This is a genomic window from Ancylobacter gelatini, from assembly GCF_022601675.1.
Taxonomy (GTDB): domain Bacteria; phylum Pseudomonadota; class Alphaproteobacteria; order Rhizobiales; family Xanthobacteraceae; genus Ancylobacter; species Ancylobacter gelatini.
This window is the reverse complement of record NZ_JAKVIL010000010.1, coordinates 126,004-145,971: the sequence shown is the minus strand read 5'-3', so window position 1 is coordinate 145,971 and position 19,968 is coordinate 126,004. Positions and strand designations below refer to the sequence as shown.

Sequence of the window (19,968 nt, the reverse complement as noted above, 5' to 3'; positions counted from 1 at the left end):
TCAGGTTGCGGCTTATCCCTGCTGGTCGCCCTTGGCCCACCAGGTTTCGGGAATGGCGCGGGCATAGGTCGGCCGCTCGGCCTTGGGACGCTCGAACACGTCCCAATAGGCGATGCGGTGCGCGCCGGAATACCATTGCGGCACCCAATAGCGCCCCGCCCGCAATCGCCGGTCCAGCAGCTTGCAGGCGGTCTTCAGCTTGTCGCGGGTATCGGCGGCGATGACCTGTTCGATCAGCAGGTCCACCACCGGATCGGCGATGCCGGAAAGGTTGTTGGAGCCGGCCATGGCGGCGGCGCGCGAGCCGAAGAAATTGCGCAGCGATTCCCCCGGCACGGTGGAGACCGAGAAGCGGCGCACCGTGGCGTCGAAGTCGAAGCTGTTGAGCCGGCGTTGATATTGCGGGGCGTCGACCAGCCGGAAGTTCGCGGCGATGCCCAGCAGCTTCAAATTCTTGATGAAGGGCGAGGTGTGGCGCTCCAGCGACCCCTCGTCGTCGAGGAACTCGATGGAGAAGCCATTGCCCTTGGCGTCGACAAGGGCGCCGTCCTTGATGCTCCAGCCGGCCTCGCGCAGAAGCTGAGTCGCCTTGCGCAGCAGCGTCCGGTCCTGGCCGGAGCCATCGGAGACCGGCGGCGACCACGGCTCGGCCTTCATCACCTCGATGTCGCCGGGCTTGAGCCGGGAGCCGAGGCTCTCCATCAGCGCGATCTCGTCGGGACCGGCGGGTCCCTCGGCCTTGAGGTCGGAATTCTCGAAGAACGAGGTGGTGCGCTTATAGGCGTCGAACATCAGGTTCTTGTTGGTCCACTCGAAATCGAAGGCATAGGACAGCGCCTCGCGCACGCGCGGATCGGAAAATTGCGGGCGGCGCAGATTGAGGAACCAGCCCTGCGCACCGGAGGGGTTGTCGTCCGGCAGGATCTCCTGCTTCACCTTGCCCTCGCGCAGCGCCGGGAAATCGTAGCCGGTCGCCCAGGTGCGGGAGGTGAACTCCTCGCGGAACAGATAGGCGCGCGCCTTGAACGCCTCGAACCCGACCTCGCGGTCGCGGAAATATTCGAAGCGCTGGCGGTCGAAATTATTGATGCCGACATTCACCGGCAGGTCGCGGCCCCAATAATCGGCGACGCGCTCATATTCGATGTAGCGGCCCGGCTCGAAGCGGCCGATCCGGTAGGGACCCGAGCCGAGCGGTGGCTCCAGCGAGCTCTCGTCGAACGGCTTGGCCGTGTAATAGGCCTTGGAGAAGATCGGCAGCGTGGCCACGACCAGCGGCACGTCGCGCGCCCGTTTGGCAGCGAAACGCACCGCCACCACATCGTCGCCATCGGCGGAGACGCTGGTCACATCGCGCAGGTTCTGCGCGATGATCGGGTGCCCCTTGAGCTTCAGCATCAGCAGCGAGAACACCACGTCCGCGCTGGTGAGGGGGCTGCCGTCATGGAAACGCGCCTCGGGGCGCAGGCGGAAGCGGTAGAGCGTGCCGTCGGCCGAGACCGACACCGCCCTGGCCACCAGCCCGTACACCGCGTCCGGCTCGTCCAGCGCCCGGCTCATCAGGCTGTCGAAGATCAGGTCGAGGCCCTGCGCGCCGTCGCCCTTGAGAATGTAGCCGTTCAGCGAGTTGAAGGTATTGAACGACTGGTTGTACGCGGCGGTGGAGCCGATCTGCGAGAAGCTGCCGCCCTTGGGAGCGTCCGCCTCGACATAATCGAAGCTCAGGAAATCCGGGGGGTATTTCAGGTCGCCGAAGGCCGACAGGCCGTGCGTCTCGGGGCCCATTGCCGGTGCCGGCTGGGCGAGCGCGCGGCCCGCCCCGGAGAGCGCGAGCGCCGCACCGGTTCCAAGCGAGGCACTGAGGGCGAGAAGCTGGCGGCGGTTCAGGGCAGGCGGCCGCATCGCCCACACATTACGCCCTTTCACTTGGCGCCCCCGGTCTTGGCGGCGAGCGCGGCGTCCCACCACCAGATGTCCGGGAAGGAGAAGGAATAGTCCGGCAACTTCTCGGGATGCGCGAACCGGTTCCAGCGCGCGGTGCGGACGTTCGGGTAGTTCCAGGTCGGAACCACGTAATCATGGGCCAGCAGCACCCGGTCGAGCGCGCGGGTGGCGGCCACCAGCTCCTCGCGGTCCTTGGCGTAGATCACCTTCTCGATCAGCGCGTCGATGCCGGGATCCTTGATGCCGGCATAGTTCGACGAGCCCTCGCGGTCGGCGGCTTCCGAGCCCCAGAAGTCACGTTGCTCATTGCCCGGCGAGAGCGACTGGCCCCAGCCGGAGATGATCATGTCGAAGTCGCGGGCGCGCAGGCGGTTGATATATTGCGAGGTGTCGACCTGGCGCACATTCAGCGTGATGCCGAGCCGTTCCAGCGAGGGCTTGTAGAACAGCGCCACGCGCTCGAAGGCGGGGTTCGCCAGCAGGATCTCGATGGTGAGGGGCTCGCCCTTGGCGTTCAGCAGCTTGCCGCCCTTCACCTCATAGCCGGCCTCGCGCAGCAGCTTGGCCGCCTCGCGCAGATTGCCCCGGCGAAGGCCCTCGCTCCAGCCTTCCGGGTTGGCGTAAGGCGTGGTGAACACGCTCGGCGGCACCTTGTCCTTCACGCTTTCCAGGATTTCCAGCTCTTTGCCCTGGGGCAGCTCCGAGGAGGCAAGCTCGGTATTCTGGAAATAGCTCGACGTGCGCTTGTACTGGCCGAAGAACAGCGTGCGGTTCATGCCGTCGAAATCGAGCGCGAGGTTCAGCGCCCGGCGGACCCGCTGATCCTGGAACTTGTCGCGGCGCAGATTGGGGATGAAGGCCTGCATCGAGCCGGAATTGCGGACCGGAAACTCCTCCAGCACCACGCGGCCTTCCTTCACCGCCGGGAAATTATAGGCGGTGGCCCAGTCCTTGGCGGAGGTCTCGATGTTGAAGTCGTACTGGTCGCCCTTGAACGCCTCCAGTTCGACCGTGCTGTCGCGGAAATACTCGTAACGCTGCTCGCGGAAATTATTGGTGCCGATATTCACCGGCAGATTCTTTCCCCAGTAATCATCGGCCAGCTCGAACGAGATCGAGCGGCCGGGGCTCACCTGCTTCACCTTGTAGGGACCGGAGCCGAGCGGGATTTCCAGCGTGCCCTGGCCGATGTCGCGCGGTTTGCCGCTGGCATCGGTGCCGGTCCACCAGTGCTTGGGCAGCACGCGCATCTGGCCGACGATCTGCGGCAGCTCGCGATTTCCCGCCTGATCGAAGGTGAAGGTGACCTCGCGCTCGCCGGTCTTCTCCGCGGATTTGACGTGGCTGTAGTAGTAGGCCTGGCGGGGGTTGTTCTTGGTCAGCGCCTCGAACGAGAACACCACATCGTCGGGCGTCACCGGCTGGCCGTCATGCCATTTGGCCTCCGGGCGCAGGCGATAGGTGACGGAAGAGAAGTCCGCCGGATAGCTCACCGCTTCCGCCAGCAGGCCGTATTCGGTCGCCACCTCGTCGCCGGCCGGGGCCATCAGCGTGTCGTATATCAGCTGCAGGCCGGCCGCCGGGGTGCCGCGCGTGATGATGTCGTTGAGCGAATCGAAGGTGCCGCTGGCGGAGAGCCGCACCAGCCCTTCCTTGGGCGCGTTCGGATTCACGTAGTCGAAATGCTTGAAGTCGGCCGGGTATTTCGGCTCGCCCATCAGCGAGACGCCATGGCGCCATTGCGGCGCCGCTTCCGGCGCGGGCGTCTCCTGCGCGAAGGCGGGCGGGGCCAGCAAGGCGAGGCCGAGCAGCGCCGTGCTGAGCAGCGCCGTGCGACGTCGGGCGGTGGCGGGCGGATCAATGAGCAGAGCGGTGGGCAGTCGGCGCGGGCGGAGGCTCATGCGGCACTTTTCCTTCGGCGTGGCGTTTTGGCCGCTATCACGGCGGGTCGTTCGACGGCAGGTCGTCCGGCCGCGTGAACGCAGCGTGTTACCGGCCAGTATGAACGGCAGCGTTCGGAAAAGAATAAGGCCGGCGCACAAAAGTGCGGCCGGCCTGACGTGATCGTGAATGACGCAGGGGCAGCGCCGCCTGGTGAGGCTCAGGGAGCGGCAGGCGCCGCCGGAGCCGGTTCCGCGGGAGCGGGCGTCGCCGGAGCTTCCGGAGCCGGGGCGGCCGGTGCTTCGGGAGCAGGCGCCGCGGGCGCTTCCGGAGCCGGAGCCGCGGGCGCCTCGCCAGCGGGCGCGGCGGTCGGGGTGGCCTCGGCGGGGGCTGCCGCCGGAAGCGGTGCCGGGCTGTGCGACAGCGAGTTGAGATAGACCAGCAGGTCGGCGCGCTCGGTGTCCTTGGCCAGGCCGGCGAAGCCCATGGCGGTGCCGGGAATGTCGGCCTTCGGGTTCTTGATGAAGGCGTTGAGCTCTTCGAAGGTCCAGGTGCCACCATGGGCCTTCATCGCGGCGGAATAGGCGAAGCCTTCCGCGCTGGCGAAGGGGCGGTTGACGATGCCGTAGAGGTCCGGCCCGACCTTGGCACCGGCGCCTTCCACGAAATTGTGGCACGCGGCGCACTTCTTGGCGACGGCGGCGCCCTTCTCGACGTTGGCCGCGGCGAGAAGTTCCGGCAGCGGCACCTCGGCCGGGGCGGCCGCCTGGGCGGCGCCGGCGCCGGCTTCCGGCACGTCGATGACGAAGCCGGGTGTCTCAGGCGCGTGCGACGTGAACAGCAGTCCCGAAAACACGTTCAGGGCCAGCGTGAACGTCAATACGCCCAGCACCGCCCCAGCAATCTTGTTCAGCTCGAAGCTGTTCATGAAATATCGGCTCCCTCACCCGGTATCGCGGACCATCCGGCTGGCCCGCGGCACCCCGCACAATGTAGCAGCCACATCGCCCGGCCGCCAATGGCGGGCGGGAACTAATCATTTTGACGGTTGGCGTGCAACCCGTATAAGCGCCCCGCGATTGCTACGTTTCGCCACTGTTTCGCGGGCGCAGCGATCGGCCCAACTCCACGGTAAGGCAGGCAAAAGTCCGTCATGGACACACTTGTACTCATTCCGGCACGCATGGCGTCGACGCGGCTGCCCGGCAAGCCGCTGGCGGATGTCGGCGGGCGGCCGATGATCGTCGAGGTGGCGCGGCGTTCGGCCGCGGCCGATATCGGCCATGTCGTGGTCGCGACCGACGACGAGGATGTGCGCGCCGCGGTCAAATCCGCCGGTTTCGACGTGGTGATGACCCGCGCCGACCATGCCTCCGGCTCGGACCGCATCTTCGAGGCGCTGGGCCATGTCGATCCGCAGGGCCGCGCGCGGCATGTGGTGAACGTCCAGGGCGACCTGCCGACCATCGATCCCGCGCTGATTCGCGCCGCGGTCGACCTGCTGGACGAGCCGGCGGTCGACATCGGCACGCTCGCCGCGCAGATCATCCACGCCCCCGAGCGCACCAATCCGAACGTGGTGAAGGCGGTCGGCAGCCCGCTCTCGGCCACCCGCCTGCGCGCGCTCTATTTCACCCGCGCCACCGCCCCTTACGGCGATGGCGCGCTGTTCCACCATATCGGCCTCTATGCCTATCGCCGCGCGGCGCTGGAGCGCTTCGTGAGCCTGCCGCCCTCCGCGCTGGAGACCCGCGAGAAGCTGGAGCAGCTCCGCGCGCTGGAGGCGGGCATGCGCATCGACGTCGCGGTGGTCGACACCGTACCGCTCGGCGTCGACACGCCGGAAGACCTGATCAAGGCGCGGGAACTCCTCGCGCTCGAAGCGAAGAACTGACGGACAGTACCGACATGACCACGCGCCGCACCATCGTGTTCCAGGGCGAGCCCGGAGCGAATTCGCACATCGCCTGCCGCGAGGTGTTTCCGGAGTTCGAGGCGGTGCCGTGCGCCACCTTCGAGGATGCGTTCTTCGCCCTGCAGAACGGCGAGGCCGACCTCGGCATGATCCCGATCGAGAACTCGGTCGCCGGCCGGGTGGCGGATATCCACCATCTGATGCCGACCTCGGGGCTCAACATCATCGGTGAGTTCTTCCTGCCGCTGTCGCACCAGCTGATGGCGGTGCCGGGCGCCTCGCTCGCCACGGTGCAGACGGTGGAGAGCCATGTCATGGCACTCGGCCAGTGCCGCAATATCATCCGCAAGCTTGGCCTCAAGGCGGTGGTCGGCGCCGATACCGCCGGCGCGGCGCGCAAGATCGCCGAGGCGGGCGACCTGACGCAGGCGGCGATCGCCTCGCGCCTCGCCGCCGAGATCTACGGGCTCGACATCATCGCCGAGAACATCGAGGACGAGGCGCACAACACCACGCGCTTCATCATCCTGTCGCGCGAGGCGGAGTGGGCGGCGGCCGAGAGCGGCACCACCGTGACCACCTTCGTGTTCCGGGTGAAGAACGTCCCTGCCGCGCTCTATAAGGCGCTGGGCGGCTTCGCCACCAATGGCGTGAACATGACCAAGCTGGAATCCTACCAGCTCGACGGCGAGTTCTTCGCCACCCAGTTCTATGCCGATGTCGTCGGCCATCCCGACGATCGCTCGCTCAAGCTGGCACTGGAGGAACTGGCCTTCTTCTCCAAGGAGCTGCGGATCCTGGGCGTCTATCCCGCGCATCCCTACCGGATCGCACTCGCCGCCAAATATTGAGGTCGTGCCGGCGGCGGAGCGTTCCGCTGCCGATCACTCCGCGGCGACGTCCCCGCCGGCGGCTTCCACCTTGGCCTCGGCCTCTTCCATGGCCTTGAGCGTGTCGGTGTTCGGCATCGACATGATGTTGTAGCCGGAATCGACGAAGTGCACCTCGCCGGTGACCCCGCTCGACAGGTCGGACAGCAGATAGAGGCTGGCGCCGCCCACTTCCTCGATCGAGACGGTGCGCCGCAGCGGGGCGTTGCGCTTCTGGTAGTTGAACATCAGCCGGGCATCGGCGATGCCCGCGCCCGCCAGCGTGCGCACCGGGCCGGCGGAGACCGCGTTCACCCGCACGCCCTGCGGGCCGTAATCGGCGGCGAGGTAGCGCACGCTCGCTTCCAGCGCGGCCTTGGCGACGCCCATCACATTATAGTTCGGCATCACCCGGGTCGCGCCGCCATAGGTGAGCGTGATGATCGAGCCGCCCTTGGGCATGATCGCCGCCGCGCGCTTGGCGATCTCGGTGAAGGAGAAGCACGAGATGACCATGGTGCGGGTGAAGTTCGCCCGCGTGGTGTCTGCGTAGCGGCCCTTCAGTTCGTTCTTGTCGGAGAAGCCGATGGCGTGGACCAGGAAGTCGATGCTGCCCCATTTCTCGGCCAGTGCCGCGAACGCGCCGTCCACCGATTCGATATCCTCGACGTCGCAGGGCAGCATCAGGTCGCTGCCGAGCGACTGGGCGAGCGGCTTCACGCGGCGGCCCAGCGCCTCTCCCTGATAGGTGAAGGCGAGTTCCGCGCCCTGTGCCGCCAGCGCCTTGGCGATGCCCCAGGCGATGGAGTGATCATTGGCGACACCCATCACGAGTCCGCGCTTGCCCTGCATGAGGCCCATTATCTGCACTCCTTAAGCGCGGTGGCGCGACGGTGGGTTCAGGCGGCGTCGGGATGCTGGAGGACGAGCACCGCGTTGGTACCGCCGAATCCGAATCCGTTGGACAGGACGCGGCCGAGCTTCACATTGTCGATCCGCTCGCGGGCGATCGGCATGTCGGCGAAGGCGGGGTCGATCTCGTCGATATGGGCGCTGGCGGCAATGAAGCCGTTCTGCATCATCAGGATCGAGTAGACCGCCTCGTGCACGCCGGTCGCGCCCTGCGAATGGCCGGTGAGCGACTTGGTGGCGGAAATCGGCGGGCAGGTATCGCCGAACACGGCGCGGATCGCCTCGATTTCCTTGAGGTCGCCGATCGGCGTCGAGGTGGCGTGCGGGTTGATATAGTCGATACCGCCCTTCACCCCGTTGAGCGCGAGCTTCATGGCGCGCGCGGCGCCCTCGCCGGAAGGGGCCACCATGTCGGCGCCATCCGAGGAGGCGCCATAGCCCACGATTTCGGCGTAGATGCGCGCACCGCGCGCCTTGGCATGCTCCAGCTCTTCCAGAACCAGCACGCCGGCGCCGCCGGAAATGACGAAGCCGTCGCGGTTCTTGTCATAGGGGCGCGACGCGACAGCCGGGCGGTCATTATAGTCGGAGGACATGGCGCCCATGGCATCGAACAGGTCGGAGAGGGTCCAGTCGAGATCCTCGCAGCCGCCGGCGAACATGATGTCCTGCTTGCCATACATGATCTGCTCGGCGGCGTTGCCGATGCAGATATTGGTCGTGGCGCAGGCCGCCGAGATCGAATAGCTCGCGCCCTTGATCTTGAACCAGGTGGAGAGCGTCGCCGAGGCGGTGGAGCCCATGGCCTTGGGCACGGCGAACGGGCCGACGCGCTTGGGGCTGGAATTCTTACGGGTAATGTCGGCGGCTTCGACGATGGTGCGGGTGGAGGAACCGCCCGAGCCCATGACGAGGCCGGTGCGCTCGTTGGAAACCTCGTTCTCCTCAAGCCCGGCGTCGCGGATCGCCTGGTCCATGGCGACATGGTTCCAGGCAGTGCCGCCGCCGTGGAAGCGCATGGCGCGGCGGTCGACGATCGTGCTGGCATCGAGATCGGGCGCGCCATGGACCTGGCTGCGGAAGCCGAGGTCGACATAGCTCTGCGCGCGGGTGATGCCGCTCTTGCCCTCGCGCAGCGAGGCCAGCACTTCCTGAGTGGAATTGCCGATCGACGAGACGATGCCCATACCGGTCACGACCACGCGGCGCATAGGCTGATCCTTCCTTGAGACTGCTCGGAGCCCGCGAGATGGCGCTGTCCGCCCCCTCGCGCAAGAGGGTTGCTGGCCCGCGCCGTTTCGGACGCGCGGGCGATAAGGCTCAGGTCTGGAACAGGCCGACCTTGAGATCGCTGGCGCGGTAGATCACCTCGCCATCGGCTTCAAGCCAGCCATCGGCAATGCCGAGCACCAGCTTGGAGCGCATGACGCGCTTGAAGTCGATGCCGTACACCACCTTCTTGACGGTGGGCAGCACCTGGCCGGTGAACTTCACCTCGCCTGTCGCCAGCGCGCGGCCGCGGCCGGACGAGCCGAGCCAGCCGAGATAGAAGCCGACGAGCTGCCACATCGCGTCGAGACCCAGGCAGCCGGGCATCACCGGATCGCCCTTAAAGTGGCAGGCGAAGAACCAGAGGTCCGGATTGACGTCGAGCTCGGCACGGATGAAGCCCTTGCCATTGGCTCCGCCGGTCTCCGAAATTTCGGTGATGCGGTCGAACATCAGCATGGGCGGCAGCGGGAGCTGCGCGTTGCCCTCGCCGAAAAGCTCTCCACGCCCGCATGCGAGCAGTTCGTCGTAGCTGAAGCTTGTCTGCCGCTCGCCCATCGTCTTCTTGTCACCCAAAATTGTCATGTCGCGCCACGACGGGCCTCCCGACCCGCCTGATGGGCGCTTCCTAACACAGGGGCACTCGCCCTCAAAGTCGCCTGCGTGGCGCACCCGGGATTCGCGACGGGCCAATGACGACATAAACAGACACCGCCGGTGGCAGGGCTAGTTTGGAATAATTACTATCATTTGCGGCTATATTGCCGGAGGCGACAGGGTGCGGGTATAATCCCTGTTGAAAAATCCGTGTGCCTGCGGTGGTTTCCGCCACGGGCACGATCATCGAATGAATATCGGCGCTCTCTTGCCCCGCATCTGGCGGCGATGGAGCGCGGATTGACGGTATGTCGGAACGAAAGATGAGCGAAGGCCTTCGTCCCCACCCTGTTGCCGTTTCCCGTGTCGTGGTCGACGACGGGGATGCGGTGCTTCCGGTCGCACGGCTGCGCGATGGCGCGGGCAATGGCCGCACCGGCTGCCCGTTCCATGATGTGCGCCATATGCTGCGCGACGTCGGCCTGCGCCCCACCCGCCAGCGCCTCGCGCTCGGCTGGCTGCTGTTCGCCAAGGGCGACCGCCACGTCTCGGCGGAAATCCTGCACGAAGAGGCGATCAAGGCGCGCTTCCCGGTGTCGCTGGCCACGGTCTACAACACCCTGCACCAGTTCACCGAGGCCGGCCTGCTGCGCGAACTGGCGGTCGACGGTTCCAAGACCTATTTCGACACCAACCCCACCGACCACCACCACTTCTTCCTGGAAGGCGAGAACAACCTCGTCGACATTCCCAGCGCGGAAGTCGAGGTCGAGCGCGTCCCCGAGGCGCCGGAAGGTTATGAGATCGCCCGCATCGACGTGGTGGTCCGCCTGCGCCCCAAGCGCCGGGCGTGAGGCGCGGCGTACGTTCGGGCGTTTGATTTTTCAGAAAGGCCGGTCTTGGTGACTGGCCTTTTTTGTTATGCGCAGAGTGAAAAATTTCTTTGTCCGACGGCTGGATTGGCCGTGTCCGTAAGGTTCTTGTGGGGAGCCATGATCGGACGCCAAAATTTACGGGTCCTCGGCATCCCGATTGCCTGTCGCTGGCAGCCAATCGATAAGGTGGGTGAGGTGTTTCAGCCGTGGGTTACAAGCGATTTTGGCCGAAGTGATAACTGTCTGAGCGGCCTGAGGCTGATGGTGCTGGGCGAGTCTCATCACGACGATGGACCGTCATTCGACCATATCAACAAAGAGCGATTTACGGAGGGGACCGTTCGCAGCCTGACGATAAACGGCAATTATCGATTTTTCACGAACGTACTTCAAACCGTGACCGGCGTTAAGAAGTACACCTTATCAAGAACGGAAATCGAAAACTTCTGGCGCGCGACGCTCTTCTATAATTATGTGCCTGACATGGTCGACAGCCGTCGGCAGAGTGAGGGCGGTCAATCGCGGTGCCCCACGCATGAGAGTTTTCTTGCCGGGCGGGAGCCTCTCCAGTCCGTGCTCGGGACTTATCATCCGGAGATCGTGCTGTGCTGCGGAAAACGACTCTGGAACTGCTTGATTCCGGGTCTGCCGGGCTTTGCTGGGAACCATTGGAGCTATGCTTATTATGATGATGGCTATCGGGTCTTCGGCCTGATCAATCATCCGAGCATAGGCTTTTCGTCGACGCGGTGGCATCAGCGCTACCGCCAACTTTCGCGGTTCACGACCGTTCCTCGGTCTGTGCGCGGCTACTCGTGCACTGATCCTAGTCTACCGTGAGACGCCGCAGCTTCAGGCTGCGGCGTGATGCCATTGCCGCGCCCAGCCCTCACCTCACTCCAGCTTCTCGCCCGGATAAACGCCCCAGAGCTTTTCCTGCTCGATGAAGCCGTCGAAGCCGTTGTCGAAGAAGTGGCACCATTTGCCGTCGCATTTGTCGAGCTTGCCCAGCACGCCGGGTTCGAGCCGCGCCCGGACCGCTGAATCGGCGTCTGGATTGGCGTAAAGCGGCGTCGGGCCGTCCTTCAGCCAGGGGCCGACCAGCGCGGTGCGCCGCCCGGACAGCATGGAATGGTAGACCCAGCCTTCCGCCCCGTCCGCGTCGCGGATGCGCCGCCAGGTCTCGAATTCGGCGGTCACCTCCACCGGCAGGCCGGCGCGGGTGAACACCCACGCCACCGCATGGTCCTTGGTCGGGCCGGAGCGGACATTGGTCTTGTCGGCCTTCAGCGACAGGAAGCGGGGCACCGGCAGGCCCGATGTGCGGCCCACAGCCGCTTCCTGCGCGTGGGTGGCGGGCGGAGCGATCAGCGCGCCGCCCAGCAGGCCGCCCGCCAGCGCCAGCGCGGCGAGCCATACCCGGTCCGTCACCTTCCGAAGCTTCGCCCCGTTCCGAAGCCCTATGCTTTGCATCGTTCGATTCACCTATTGCCGCCCGGTGCGGGCCGGATGCCGTGCCGCGCCCCTCCCGCCATGTGTCGACGGACGCGTGCACCGCAAACCGGTGCATTTTTGTGTTACGCCGGCCTGTCTGCTAATGAACGCGTCGCCCGGTTGCGCGCGATTGTGTGCCCTCAGCGTTAACGGGACCTTGATCGCGGCTTGCGATTCACACAGGGATTCCGAATTCTCACGGGGGATCAGCATGGCTCGCAAAAAACCGCTGGTGGTGGTCACGCGCAAGCTGCCGGACAAGATCGAGACCCGGATGCGCGAATTGTTCGACGCCCGGCTCAATGTCGAGGACAAGCCGCTCACCCAGGCACAGCTCGCGGAGGCGGCCGGCATGGCCGACGTGCTGGTGCCGGCGATCTGCGACCGCATCGACGCCGAGGTACTGGCCGGTGCCGGGCCCAATCTCAAGCTGATCGCCAATTTCGGTAATGGCGTCGACCATATCGACGTGGCCGCCGCCAGCGCGCGCGGCATCACCATCACCAACACGCCCGGCGTCCTCACCGAGGATACGGCGGACATGACCATGGCGCTGATTCTCGCCGTGCCCCGCCGCCTTACCGAAGGCGCTGCGATCATCATCCAGGAAGATGGCGTGTGGCCCGGCTGGTCGCCGACCTGGATGCTCGGCCACCGCATCTGGGGCAAGCGGCTCGGCATCATCGGCATGGGCCGCATCGGCCAGGCGGTCGCCCGCCGCGCCCGCGCCTTCGGTCTGCAGATTCACTACCACAACCGCCACCCGCTGCCCTCCCATATCGAGGAGGAGCTGGAGGCGACCTATTGGGACAGCCTCGACCAGATGCTGGCGCGCATGGATATCCTCTCCGTGAACTGCCCGCACACCCCGGCCACCTTCCACCTGCTCTCGGCGCGCCGGCTGAAGCTGGTGCGGCGCGACGCCTATATCGTCAACACCGCGCGTGGCGAGGTGATCGACGAGAGCGCGCTGATCCGGATGATCGAGACCGGAGAACTGGCGGGCGCGGGTCTCGACGTGTTCGAGCGCGAGCCGGCGGTGAGCCCGCGCCTGCTGCGCCTCGCGCGCGCCGGCAAGGTGGTGCTGCTGCCGCATATGGGCTCGGCCACGGTGGAAGCGCGCGTCGACACCGGCGAGAAGGTGATCGTGAACATCCGCGCCTTCATGGATGGTCACCGCCCGCCCGACCGCGTGCTGCCCTCGATGTTGTGAGGGCCGCCTCAGCGCCGGTGGTGCGAGAGGTCGGTGATGGTCGGATGTGTCCCGGTCAGCGGGTTGTCCGGGTCCCATCCATAGTTCAGCGTCTCGAAGCGCATGGTCAGGGTGTCGATCATCAAGAGCCGCCCGACCAGCCCCTCGCCGAAGCCGGTGATAGCGCGGATCGCTTCCAGCGCTACCAGCGAGCCGGCGGTGCCGGCCAGCGCGCCGAGAATGCCGGCCTCCGCACAGCTCGGCACCGTGCCGGGCGGCGGGGCGTCCGGGAACAGGCAGCGATAGGTCGGGTTGGGTGTGCCGTCCGGCGCGGTCTCGTGCGGGCGCAGCGTCGTCACCGTGGCGTCGAAGCGGCCGAGCGCGGCCGTCACCAGCGGCTTGCCGGCCAGCGCGCAGGCATCCGCCACCAGATAGCGCGTCGCGAAATTGTCGGAGCCGTCGATCACCACGTCGACGTCGCCGATCAGCCCCATCGCATTGTCGGCGTCGAGCCGCGAATCGACCCCGACGAAATCGACATGCGGGTTCAGCCGGTTCACCGCCTCGCCCGCGCTCTGGATCTTCGGCTTGCCGATATCGGGCGTCGCGTGGATCACCTGCCGCTGCAGGTTGGAAAGCGACACCACGTCGTCGTCGACCACTACCAGCCGTCCCACGCCCGCCGCGGCCAGGTAGAGCAGGGCGGGAGCGCCGAGACCGCCGGCCCCCACCACCAGCACGCTGGCCTTTTTCAGCTTCTGCTGGCCCGGCCCGCCGACCTCGCCGAGCACGAGATGGCGGGCATAACGCTCGACCTCCTCGGAGGAGAACATCGACGGGCGGGAGGTGGGGCGGGAGGCGGAGGTGGGGTGCGTGCTCATGATAGCGCCATATAATCATCGCGCGGCCCGGCGCCATTGCCGATGGCCGGCCGCCCCGCGAATCGGGCAAAGAGAACGTATGAACAGGATCGCGCCGCCGGAGTCATCCGGCAATACCGCTCTTCTCGATGAGGCCCGCGCCCATGAGGACCGGCTGCGCCGCCGCCGGCTGGTGCTTTATGCCGGCGCCAATCTGCCATCGGAGACGGTGCGCGCCGCCTATGCGCCGGGGCTCGGGGCGATGCCCTCCATGGGGCCGAGCTTTGACAAGGAGCAGCCGGGCACGCAGATCGTCTCGCGCGTCGAGGTCGCGGTCCGCGAGGCGGCCTGCGCCGTGTTCGGCGCGGGCTGGGCCGAGCCGCGCCTGCCGAGCGCGACGCTCGCGAACCTTGCCGTGTTCCATGCCTTCGCCGCGCCGGGCGACCTGATGCTCGCGCCCGCTGCCGCTCATGGCGGGCATCTGAGCCAGCGCGGCGGCGGCACGCCGGCTCTCGCCGGCCTCGCCTGCGAGGAACTGCCGTTCGATGCCGCGGCGCTGGCCCTCGATGCGCCGGAGGCGGCGGCGCTGGTGCGCGCGCGTCGCCCGCGCCTCGTCATGCTCGGCCGCAGCGTGATGCTTCGCCCCGACGAGATCGGGCCTGTGGTCGCGGCCGCGCGGGAGGTGGGCGCCACCACGATCTTCGACGCCTCCCATGTCGCCGGGCTGATCGCCGGCGGCACCTATCCCAATCCGCTGGCGGCCGGCGTCGACGTGATGGTGACCTCCACCTACAAGACCATTCCCGGCCTGCCGCAGGGGCTGGTTCTAGGGCGTGATGCCGCCGATGGTGCCCGGCTCGCGGCGCTGCTCGATGCGCGCTTCCTTGCCAATTACAACGCGGCCATGCTGCCTGCGCTGCTGGCGACGCTTGCGGAAATCCGTGCCGGCGGGGCGGATTACGCGCGCTCGGTCACGGAAAACACTGCCGCGCTGGCAAGCGCCTGCCGGGCGCGCGGCCTGCCGGTGATCGCGCCGGAGCAGGAGTTCACTCACCAGTTCCTGATGCCGATCGCGCCGGATGCCGCCCCGCGGGCGCTGATCGACCGGCTGGAGACGCTTGGCATCCTTGTCGGCACCGCCTCAGACATCACCCGCCCCGGCCGCTCGGCGCTGCGGGTCGGAACCCAGTTCCTGGCCACGCTCGGGCTGCGAGCCGGGCGTATGGGCGCGGTGGCGGATCGGCTGGCCGCCCTGCTGGTTCCCGGCGGGGCGGGAGGGGTGAGGCTGCGCGAGGAGGTTGAGGCCGGGGCGAGCCTTGCCGCGGTGGAGCGCCTGCTGGCCGGCGAATGATGACAGGCCGCTGCCCGCGCGCCGGCCGCATGCTAGAACGGCGTGGCATTTCCTTCTCCAGCGGTTCCGGGAACGTCCTTGCGCATCCATCTCGTCAATCCGAACACCACCGTCTCGATGACCGACAAGATCGCCGCCGCCGCGCGGCTGGTGGCGGGCGGGGACACCCGCATCATCGAGGCGACCTCCACCATGGGGCCGGCCTCGATCGAGGGCTTTTTTGACGACGCACTCGCCTTGCCGGGCCTGCTTGACGCCATCGCGCGGGCCGATGCCACGGAAGGCGGGGTCGATGCCCATATCATCGCCTGTTTCGACGACACCGGGCTCGATGCCGCGCGGGCACTGAGCCGGGCGCCGGTGGTCGGTATCGGCGAGGCCGGCTTTCACATGGCGAGCCTGATTGCCCATCGCTTCGCGGTGGTGACGACGCTGCAGCGGTCGGTGCCGGTGATCGAGGCCAATCTGGAGCGCTACGGGCTTGCCCGGCGCTGCTGCGCGGTCCGGGCCTCCGATGTCGCGGTGCTGGAGCTGGAGGATCCGGGCTCCAACGCCCGCGCCCGCATCTCCGCCGAAATCGCCGAGGCGGTGGCACGGGATCGCGCGGAGGCGGTCGTGCTCGGCTGTGCCGGCATGGCGGACCTCGCCCGCTCGCTCGGCGAGGAGCACGGCGTGCCGGTGATCGACGGGGTGGTGAGCGCGGTGATGCTGGCGGAAGGGCTGGCGCGGATCGGGTTGGCGACATCGAAGTCCGGCGCCTACGCCGCCCCGCGCCCCAAGCCTTATGCCGGCATCCTCGCGCCCTTCGCCCCGCGCGGCTAAAGTACGTGCCTATCGGGCGGCTCTCCGGGCACGACGTTCAGCCGAGCTTGCGCAGCAGATCCACCACCTGCTTCTTCTCGCGCGGGCTGAGCTTTTCCAGCGTCGCCTCGCTGATATCGCGCGCCACCTCGATCGCGGCGTCGGCAACGGAGTGGCCGCGTGTGGTGAGCCCCACCGCGCGCCGGCGCCGGTCGTTGGGATCGTCGGCGGTGATCACGAAGCCGCGGCCGCTCAGACGATCGACCACGCCCTTGATGGTCGCGGCATCGAGGAAGATCAGCCGCCCGAGCCGGTTCTGCGAGCACGGCCCGATCTCGCGCAGCTTGGCCAGCGTGGCGAATTGCGGCGGGGTGAGGCCTTCGATCATCCGTTCGGCGAACAGGGCGGTATGGCGTTGATTGGCGACGCGCATGAGGAACCCCACCTGCTCGCTGAGCCGATAGGGTGGGGGTGTGTCCATCCCGGTGCCGTCATCATCCGGAGGGCGGTCAGCCACCATTCCAATGCCCCCGCATTATCTGCCGCCAACAGATCATAACTGAGCCGGCTCGCAAATAGCTGATTTGGATACAACTTCACATAATACCATTCGTCGGCGCCACACGGCCGAACAAAGCTTCCTCCTCCAGCTCCGCCATCGCGCCGTGCCAGCGAAGCTCGCCTTGCTCGATCACATAGGCCCGGTCGCAGAGAGAACGGCACAGGTCGAGGTTCTGTTCCGCGATCAGCATCGAGAGGCCGGCGCGCTTGAGCGTGTGCAAGGCATGAATCATCTGGTCGACAATCACCGGCGCCACGCCTTCGGACGGCTCGTCCAGCAGCAGGAGACGTGGTTGGCCGACCAGCGTGCGGGCAATGGCGAGCATCTGCTGCTCGCCGCCGGACATGGCGCCGCCGGGCCTGTCCTGCATCTCCGCAAGATTGGGAAACAGCGCGAACAGGGCCTGCGGTGTCCAGTCCGGCAGGTCCGGTGCGGTGCCGGCGGGGCGGGGGCGCCGGCCGATATCGAGATTTTCGGCAACGGTAAGCTCGGTGAAAATGCGCCGGTCCTCCGGTACGTAGCCGACTCCATGACGGGCGATCTCGTAGGTCGGCAGCGCGCGCAGGTCGCGACCCTCGACATCGAGACGCGCGGCGCGACGCGTCACAAGCCCCATCACCGCCTTCATGGTGGTGGATTTGCCGGCCCCGTTGCGCCCGATCAGCGCCACCGCTTCGCCGCGCCCGACATGGAGCGAGACACCGAACAGGATGCGCGCCGCACCATACCAGGCGTCGAGCGCCTCGATTTCCAGCCGGGGCGTCTCGCTCATCGCCGCTCTCCGCTTGCCAGTCCGCTGCCGAGATAGACCTCGCGCACCTTGGGGTCGGCGCGCACCGCGTCGACGCTGCCATCGGCGATCAGCCGGCCACGGGCGAGCACGATCACCCGGTCGGCATGGCCGAACACCACGTCCATCGAATGCTCGGTGAACAGCACGGCGAGCCCGCGCTCGGTGGTGAGTGCCTTCACCAGCGCGATCAGCGCCCCGCGTTCGGCCGTGCTCATGCCGGCGGTGGGCTCGTCCATCAGCAGCAGCTTCGGGTTGCCGGCCAGTGCCACGGCCAGCTCCAGCCGCTTCACGTCGCCATAGGCGAGCGAGGCGGCCGGGCGGTCGGCCAGCTCGGCCATGCCGGTCTGTTCCAGAAGTTCCAGCGCCTCGGCGCGGTGGCGGTTCGCCAGTGGGTTCCAGAAGGCGAACACCGTGCGATGCGCGGCGAGCCAGGCGATCTGCACATTCTCCACCACGGTCATCGAGCCGAACACGGCGGCGATCTGGAAGGTGCGCCCGACGCCGAGCCGGGCGATGGCGCGCGGCGGCAGGCCGGTGGCGTCGCGTCCGAGAATGCGAACCGTGCCGGCATCGGGGCGGAGCTGGCCGTTCACGATGTTGAAGCAGGTGGATTTGCCCGCCCCGTTCGGGCCGATCAGCGCCAGCAATTCGCCGGGCCGGATATCGAAGCTCACCCCGTCGAGCGCGCGCACGCCGCCATAGGACTTGGCGAGCTGCTCGACCTGAAGCACCGGCGCGATCATGGCCGCCCCGCCGCGCGCCGCAGCCGGGCCGCGATGTCGCTCAGCCCGCCCGCAATGCCGCCGGGGAACAGCAGCACGACCGCGATCATCAGCGCGCCGAGCAGTGCGCGCCAATAGGCGGTCTCTCGCATCACCGTGTCCTGCAGCAGGGTGAAGGCGCTCGCTCCGAACAGGGGGCCAAGAAGGCTCTGCACCCCGCCGAGCAGCACCATAACCAGCGCGTCGATCGAGCGCCCTACCGAGATCGCTTCCGGCGAGATCGAGCCCTTGGCGAAGGCGAACAGCGTGCCGGCCAGCCCGCACAGCGTGCCGGCGATGATGAAGGCGAGCCAGCGCACGCGGGCAATGTCGATGCCGCTGGCCTGCGCCCGCAGCGCGGAATCGCGCGCCGCCCGCAGCGCGTGGCCGAAGGGCGAGAAGGCGAGGCGGCGCAGCACCAGTACACCGGCGAGGACCAGCGCGAAGGAGGCGAGATAGAACCCCGTCGGGCTTTCCAGCACGCCCTCCGGCCACACACCGAACAGGCCGTTGGAACCGCCGGTGACCTCCTCCCACTGGAACACGATCGACCAGACGATCTGCGCGAAGGCGAGTGTCAGCATGGCGAAATACACGCCCTCCAGCCGCACGCTGAACCAGCCGAACACCACCGCGCCGAGGCCGGCAATGGCCGGGCCCAGCACCAGCGCCGCCGGCGTCGAAACGCCGAGAGTGAGGAAGGCATAGGCCGCGCCATAGGCCCCGAGCCCGAAATAGGCGGCGTGGCCGAACGAGGCCATGCCGCCCGGCCCCATGATGAAATGCAGCGAGGCGGCGAACAGCACCGCGATCAGCACGTCCTGCGCCAGCACCGGCGCATAGGCGAAACTGTCGCCGATCAGAGGCATGGCGGCGAACAGCGCGATGGCGGCCAGCGCGGCGCCGCGCCCGCCCGGACCCAGCGGGACAAGCGGCGCCTCGACGGCGGAGGCGTGGATTCGCGTCGCCGGGGCGGGGCGCCCGAACAGGCCGTGCGGGCGCACCACGAGAACCAGCGCCATCACCAGGAATTCGGCGACAAGTGTGAGCTTCGACATGTTGAAGGCGAGACCGCCCAGTTCCACGGTCCCGAGCGCGATGCACAGCGCCTTGACCTGCGCGACGATCACGGCGGCGACATAGGCGCCGCGTATCGAGCCCATGCCGCCGATCACCACGACGACGAAGGCGTCGCCCAGCACGGCGAGGTCCAGCGTCAGGCTGGCCGGCTCGCGCGGCATCTGCAGCGCGCCGCCCAGCCCCGCAATGCCGGCACCCAGTGCGAACACGGCGGTGAACAGCACCGCCTCGTTGACGCCGAGAGCGGCGACCATCTCGCGGTCCTGCGTCGCGGCGCGGATCAGCCGCCCGAAGCGGCTGCGCGTGAGCAGACGGTTGAGGCCGAGCAGCACGGCGGGGCCGGCGAGGGCGAGGAAAATGTCATAGTCCGGCAGGCGCCGGCCGAGCAGTTCCACGGTGCCGGTCAGCCCGGCCGCGCGGGGCCCGAGCTGGTCTTCCGGCCCCCATAGCCACAGCGCGGCGTCGTTCATCACCAGCATCAGCGCGAAGGTGGCGAGCAGCTGGTACAGCTCCGGCGCGCGGTAGATCCGGCGCAGCAGCACGAGCTCCACCAGCGCGCCGATCAGCGCGGTAAGCGCCACCGCGACCAGCACCCCGCCCCAGAAATCGAACGGGGAGGGCAGGCGGTCGGCGACCGTGACGGCGATGTAGAGCCCGAACATGTAGAACGAGCCATGCGCCATGTTCACGATGCGGGTGACACCGAAGATGATCGACAGGCCGGCGGCCACGAGGAAGAGCCCCGAGGCCGAGGCCAGTCCGTTCACCGCCTGGAACACCAGTGCATCGAGGGCCATTGCAGGCGCCGCCGC

General features: G+C 67.5%; 19 protein-coding genes. 7 read left to right on the top strand and 12 right to left on the bottom strand.

What is annotated here, in order from left to right; genetic code table 11:
- Positions 1 to 12 precede the first annotated feature (12 nt).
- From MKI84_RS16870 to MKI84_RS16860, 3 genes are all read right to left on the bottom strand, one after another.
- Positions 13 to 1,902, bottom strand: coding sequence for an extracellular solute-binding protein (locus tag MKI84_RS16870; protein WP_241621407.1), 1,890 nt, complete (start codon positions 1,900 to 1,902; stop codon positions 13 to 15).
- Between the two features lie 20 nt (positions 1,903 to 1,922).
- A complete protein-coding gene (locus MKI84_RS16865; RefSeq protein ID WP_241621406.1) occupies positions 1,923 to 3,845 on the bottom strand; it encodes an extracellular solute-binding protein in 1,923 nt (640 codons plus the stop codon).
- A gap of 200 nt (positions 3,846 to 4,045) precedes the next feature.
- The gene (locus tag MKI84_RS16860; RefSeq protein ID WP_241621405.1) at positions 4,046 to 4,753 is read right to left on the bottom strand and encodes a c-type cytochrome; all 708 of its coding nucleotides are present in this window, start codon (positions 4,751 to 4,753) and stop codon (positions 4,046 to 4,048) included.
- Positions 4,754 to 4,978: 225 nt separating this feature from the next.
- On the opposite strand from MKI84_RS16860, the gene MKI84_RS16855 reads away from it, so the two are divergent.
- Positions 4,979 to 5,719, top strand: a complete 741-nt coding sequence (locus MKI84_RS16855; RefSeq protein ID WP_241621404.1) for a 3-deoxy-manno-octulosonate cytidylyltransferase — start codon at positions 4,979 to 4,981, stop codon at positions 5,717 to 5,719.
- 14 nt (positions 5,720 to 5,733) lie between these two features.
- Positions 5,734 to 6,591, top strand: coding sequence for a prephenate dehydratase (locus MKI84_RS16850; RefSeq protein ID WP_241621403.1), 858 nt, complete (start codon positions 5,734 to 5,736; stop codon positions 6,589 to 6,591).
- A 33-nt stretch (positions 6,592 to 6,624) separates the two neighbouring features.
- Here MKI84_RS16850 and fabI read toward each other — a convergent pair whose 3' ends face one another.
- The 3 genes from fabI to fabA all read right to left on the bottom strand — a co-directional run bounded on the left by fabI (position 6,625) and on the right by fabA (position 9,348).
- Positions 6,625 to 7,470, bottom strand: coding sequence for an enoyl-ACP reductase FabI (gene fabI / locus MKI84_RS16845; RefSeq protein WP_241621402.1), 846 nt, complete (start codon positions 7,468 to 7,470; stop codon positions 6,625 to 6,627).
- 38 nt (positions 7,471 to 7,508) lie between these two features.
- Entirely contained in the window at positions 7,509 to 8,732 is a 1,224-nt protein-coding gene (gene fabB / locus MKI84_RS16840; protein WP_241621401.1) for a beta-ketoacyl-ACP synthase I, read from the bottom strand.
- Between the two features lie 109 nt (positions 8,733 to 8,841).
- Positions 8,842 to 9,348 carry a 3-hydroxyacyl-[acyl-carrier-protein] dehydratase FabA gene (gene fabA, locus MKI84_RS16835; protein ID WP_241621465.1) on the bottom strand — a complete coding sequence of 169 codons (507 nt, stop codon included), beginning with the start codon at positions 9,346 to 9,348 and terminating at the stop codon, positions 8,842 to 8,844.
- Positions 9,349 to 9,710: 362 nt separating this feature from the next.
- On the opposite strand from fabA, the gene irrA reads away from it, so the two are divergent.
- Together irrA and MKI84_RS16825 are read left to right on the top strand one after the other, a co-directional pair.
- On the top strand, positions 9,711 to 10,241 hold the full coding sequence (gene irrA, locus MKI84_RS16830; RefSeq protein ID WP_281063247.1) for an iron response transcriptional regulator IrrA: 531 nt from the start codon (positions 9,711 to 9,713) through the stop codon (positions 10,239 to 10,241).
- A 138-nt stretch (positions 10,242 to 10,379) separates the two neighbouring features.
- Positions 10,380 to 11,102 (top strand): hypothetical protein, encoded by a 723-nt coding sequence (locus MKI84_RS16825; RefSeq protein ID WP_241621400.1) that lies wholly within the window; start codon positions 10,380 to 10,382, stop codon positions 11,100 to 11,102.
- Positions 11,103 to 11,156: 54 nt separating this feature from the next.
- Here the strand turns inward: MKI84_RS16825 and MKI84_RS16820 are convergent, their stop codons facing one another.
- Positions 11,157 to 11,693, bottom strand: coding sequence for an SH3 domain-containing protein (locus MKI84_RS16820; protein WP_425353856.1), 537 nt, complete (start codon positions 11,691 to 11,693; stop codon positions 11,157 to 11,159).
- Positions 11,694 to 11,967: 274 nt separating this feature from the next.
- On the opposite strand from MKI84_RS16820, the gene MKI84_RS16815 reads away from it, so the two are divergent.
- Complete coding sequence (locus MKI84_RS16815; protein ID WP_241621399.1) at positions 11,968 to 12,969, top strand: 2-hydroxyacid dehydrogenase; 1,002 nt, start codon at positions 11,968 to 11,970, stop codon at positions 12,967 to 12,969.
- An 8-nt stretch (positions 12,970 to 12,977) separates the two neighbouring features.
- On the opposite strand, the gene moeB is transcribed toward MKI84_RS16815, so the two are convergent.
- Positions 12,978 to 13,781 carry a molybdopterin-synthase adenylyltransferase MoeB gene (gene moeB / locus MKI84_RS16810; RefSeq protein WP_241621462.1) on the bottom strand — a complete coding sequence of 268 codons (804 nt, stop codon included), beginning with the start codon at positions 13,779 to 13,781 and terminating at the stop codon, positions 12,978 to 12,980.
- A 127-nt stretch (positions 13,782 to 13,908) separates the two neighbouring features.
- Here moeB and MKI84_RS16805 point away from each other — a divergent pair, with 127 nt between their 5' ends.
- Both MKI84_RS16805 and MKI84_RS16800 read left to right on the top strand, forming a co-directional pair.
- Positions 13,909 to 15,159 (top strand): glycine hydroxymethyltransferase, encoded by a 1,251-nt coding sequence (locus MKI84_RS16805; RefSeq protein ID WP_241621398.1) that lies wholly within the window; start codon positions 13,909 to 13,911, stop codon positions 15,157 to 15,159.
- A gap of 78 nt (positions 15,160 to 15,237) precedes the next feature.
- Positions 15,238 to 15,981 carry an aspartate/glutamate racemase family protein gene (locus MKI84_RS16800; protein ID WP_241621397.1) on the top strand — a complete coding sequence of 248 codons (744 nt, stop codon included), beginning with the start codon at positions 15,238 to 15,240 and terminating at the stop codon, positions 15,979 to 15,981.
- Positions 15,982 to 16,018: 37 nt separating this feature from the next.
- On the opposite strand, the gene MKI84_RS16795 is transcribed toward MKI84_RS16800, so the two are convergent.
- The 4 genes from MKI84_RS16795 to MKI84_RS16780 form a co-directional block, all read right to left on the bottom strand.
- Positions 16,019 to 16,441 (bottom strand): MarR family winged helix-turn-helix transcriptional regulator, encoded by a 423-nt coding sequence (locus MKI84_RS16795; protein WP_241621396.1) that lies wholly within the window; start codon positions 16,439 to 16,441, stop codon positions 16,019 to 16,021.
- Between the two features lie 115 nt (positions 16,442 to 16,556).
- Entirely contained in the window at positions 16,557 to 17,294 is a 738-nt protein-coding gene (locus MKI84_RS16790) for an ABC transporter ATP-binding protein (RefSeq protein WP_241621395.1), read from the bottom strand.
- Positions 17,291 to 18,058, bottom strand: coding sequence for an ABC transporter ATP-binding protein (locus MKI84_RS16785; protein WP_241621394.1), 768 nt, complete (start codon positions 18,056 to 18,058; stop codon positions 17,291 to 17,293). Before MKI84_RS16785 ends, MKI84_RS16790 begins: the two co-directional genes overlap by 4 nt.
- Positions 18,055 to 19,953, bottom strand: coding sequence for an ABC transporter permease (locus MKI84_RS16780; protein WP_241621393.1), 1,899 nt, complete (start codon positions 19,951 to 19,953; stop codon positions 18,055 to 18,057). Before MKI84_RS16780 ends, MKI84_RS16785 begins: the two co-directional genes overlap by 4 nt.
- Positions 19,954 to 19,968 lie beyond the last annotated feature (15 nt).

What these genes read in the sequence shown, in the direction of transcription:
- MKI84_RS16870 (WP_241621407.1), bottom strand. Translation starts at nt 1,902, where the DNA reads ATGCGGCCGCCTGCCCTGAACCGCCGCCAGCTTCTCGCCCTCAGTGCC.
- MKI84_RS16865 (WP_241621406.1), bottom strand. Translation starts at nt 3,845, where the DNA reads ATGAGCCTCCGCCCGCGCCGACTGCCCACCGCTCTGCTCATTGATCCG.
- MKI84_RS16860 (WP_241621405.1), bottom strand. Translation starts at nt 4,753, where the DNA reads ATGAACAGCTTCGAGCTGAACAAGATTGCTGGGGCGGTGCTGGGCGTA.
- MKI84_RS16855 (WP_241621404.1), top strand. Translation starts at nt 4,979, where the DNA reads ATGGACACACTTGTACTCATTCCGGCACGCATGGCGTCGACGCGGCTG.
- MKI84_RS16850 (WP_241621403.1), top strand. Translation starts at nt 5,734, where the DNA reads ATGACCACGCGCCGCACCATCGTGTTCCAGGGCGAGCCCGGAGCGAAT.
- fabI (WP_241621402.1), bottom strand. Translation starts at nt 7,470, where the DNA reads ATGGGCCTCATGCAGGGCAAGCGCGGACTCGTGATGGGTGTCGCCAAT.
- fabB (WP_241621401.1), bottom strand. Translation starts at nt 8,732, where the DNA reads ATGCGCCGCGTGGTCGTGACCGGTATGGGCATCGTCTCGTCGATCGGC.
- fabA (WP_241621465.1), bottom strand. Translation starts at nt 9,348, where the DNA reads ATGGGCGAGCGGCAGACAAGCTTCAGCTACGACGAACTGCTCGCATGC.
- irrA (WP_281063247.1), top strand. Translation starts at nt 9,711, where the DNA reads ATGAGCGAAGGCCTTCGTCCCCACCCTGTTGCCGTTTCCCGTGTCGTG.
- MKI84_RS16825 (WP_241621400.1), top strand. Translation starts at nt 10,380, where the DNA reads ATGATCGGACGCCAAAATTTACGGGTCCTCGGCATCCCGATTGCCTGT.
- MKI84_RS16815 (WP_241621399.1), top strand. Translation starts at nt 11,968, where the DNA reads ATGGCTCGCAAAAAACCGCTGGTGGTGGTCACGCGCAAGCTGCCGGAC.
- moeB (WP_241621462.1), bottom strand. Translation starts at nt 13,781, where the DNA reads ATGTTCTCCTCCGAGGAGGTCGAGCGTTATGCCCGCCATCTCGTGCTC.
- MKI84_RS16805 (WP_241621398.1), top strand. Translation starts at nt 13,909, where the DNA reads ATGAACAGGATCGCGCCGCCGGAGTCATCCGGCAATACCGCTCTTCTC.
- MKI84_RS16795 (WP_241621396.1), bottom strand. Translation starts at nt 16,441, where the DNA reads ATGGACACACCCCCACCCTATCGGCTCAGCGAGCAGGTGGGGTTCCTC.
- MKI84_RS16790 (WP_241621395.1), bottom strand. Translation starts at nt 17,294, where the DNA reads ATGAGCGAGACGCCCCGGCTGGAAATCGAGGCGCTCGACGCCTGGTAT.
- MKI84_RS16785 (WP_241621394.1), bottom strand. Translation starts at nt 18,058, where the DNA reads ATGATCGCGCCGGTGCTTCAGGTCGAGCAGCTCGCCAAGTCCTATGGC.
- MKI84_RS16780 (WP_241621393.1), bottom strand. Translation starts at nt 19,953, where the DNA reads ATGGCCCTCGATGCACTGGTGTTCCAGGCGGTGAACGGACTGGCCTCG.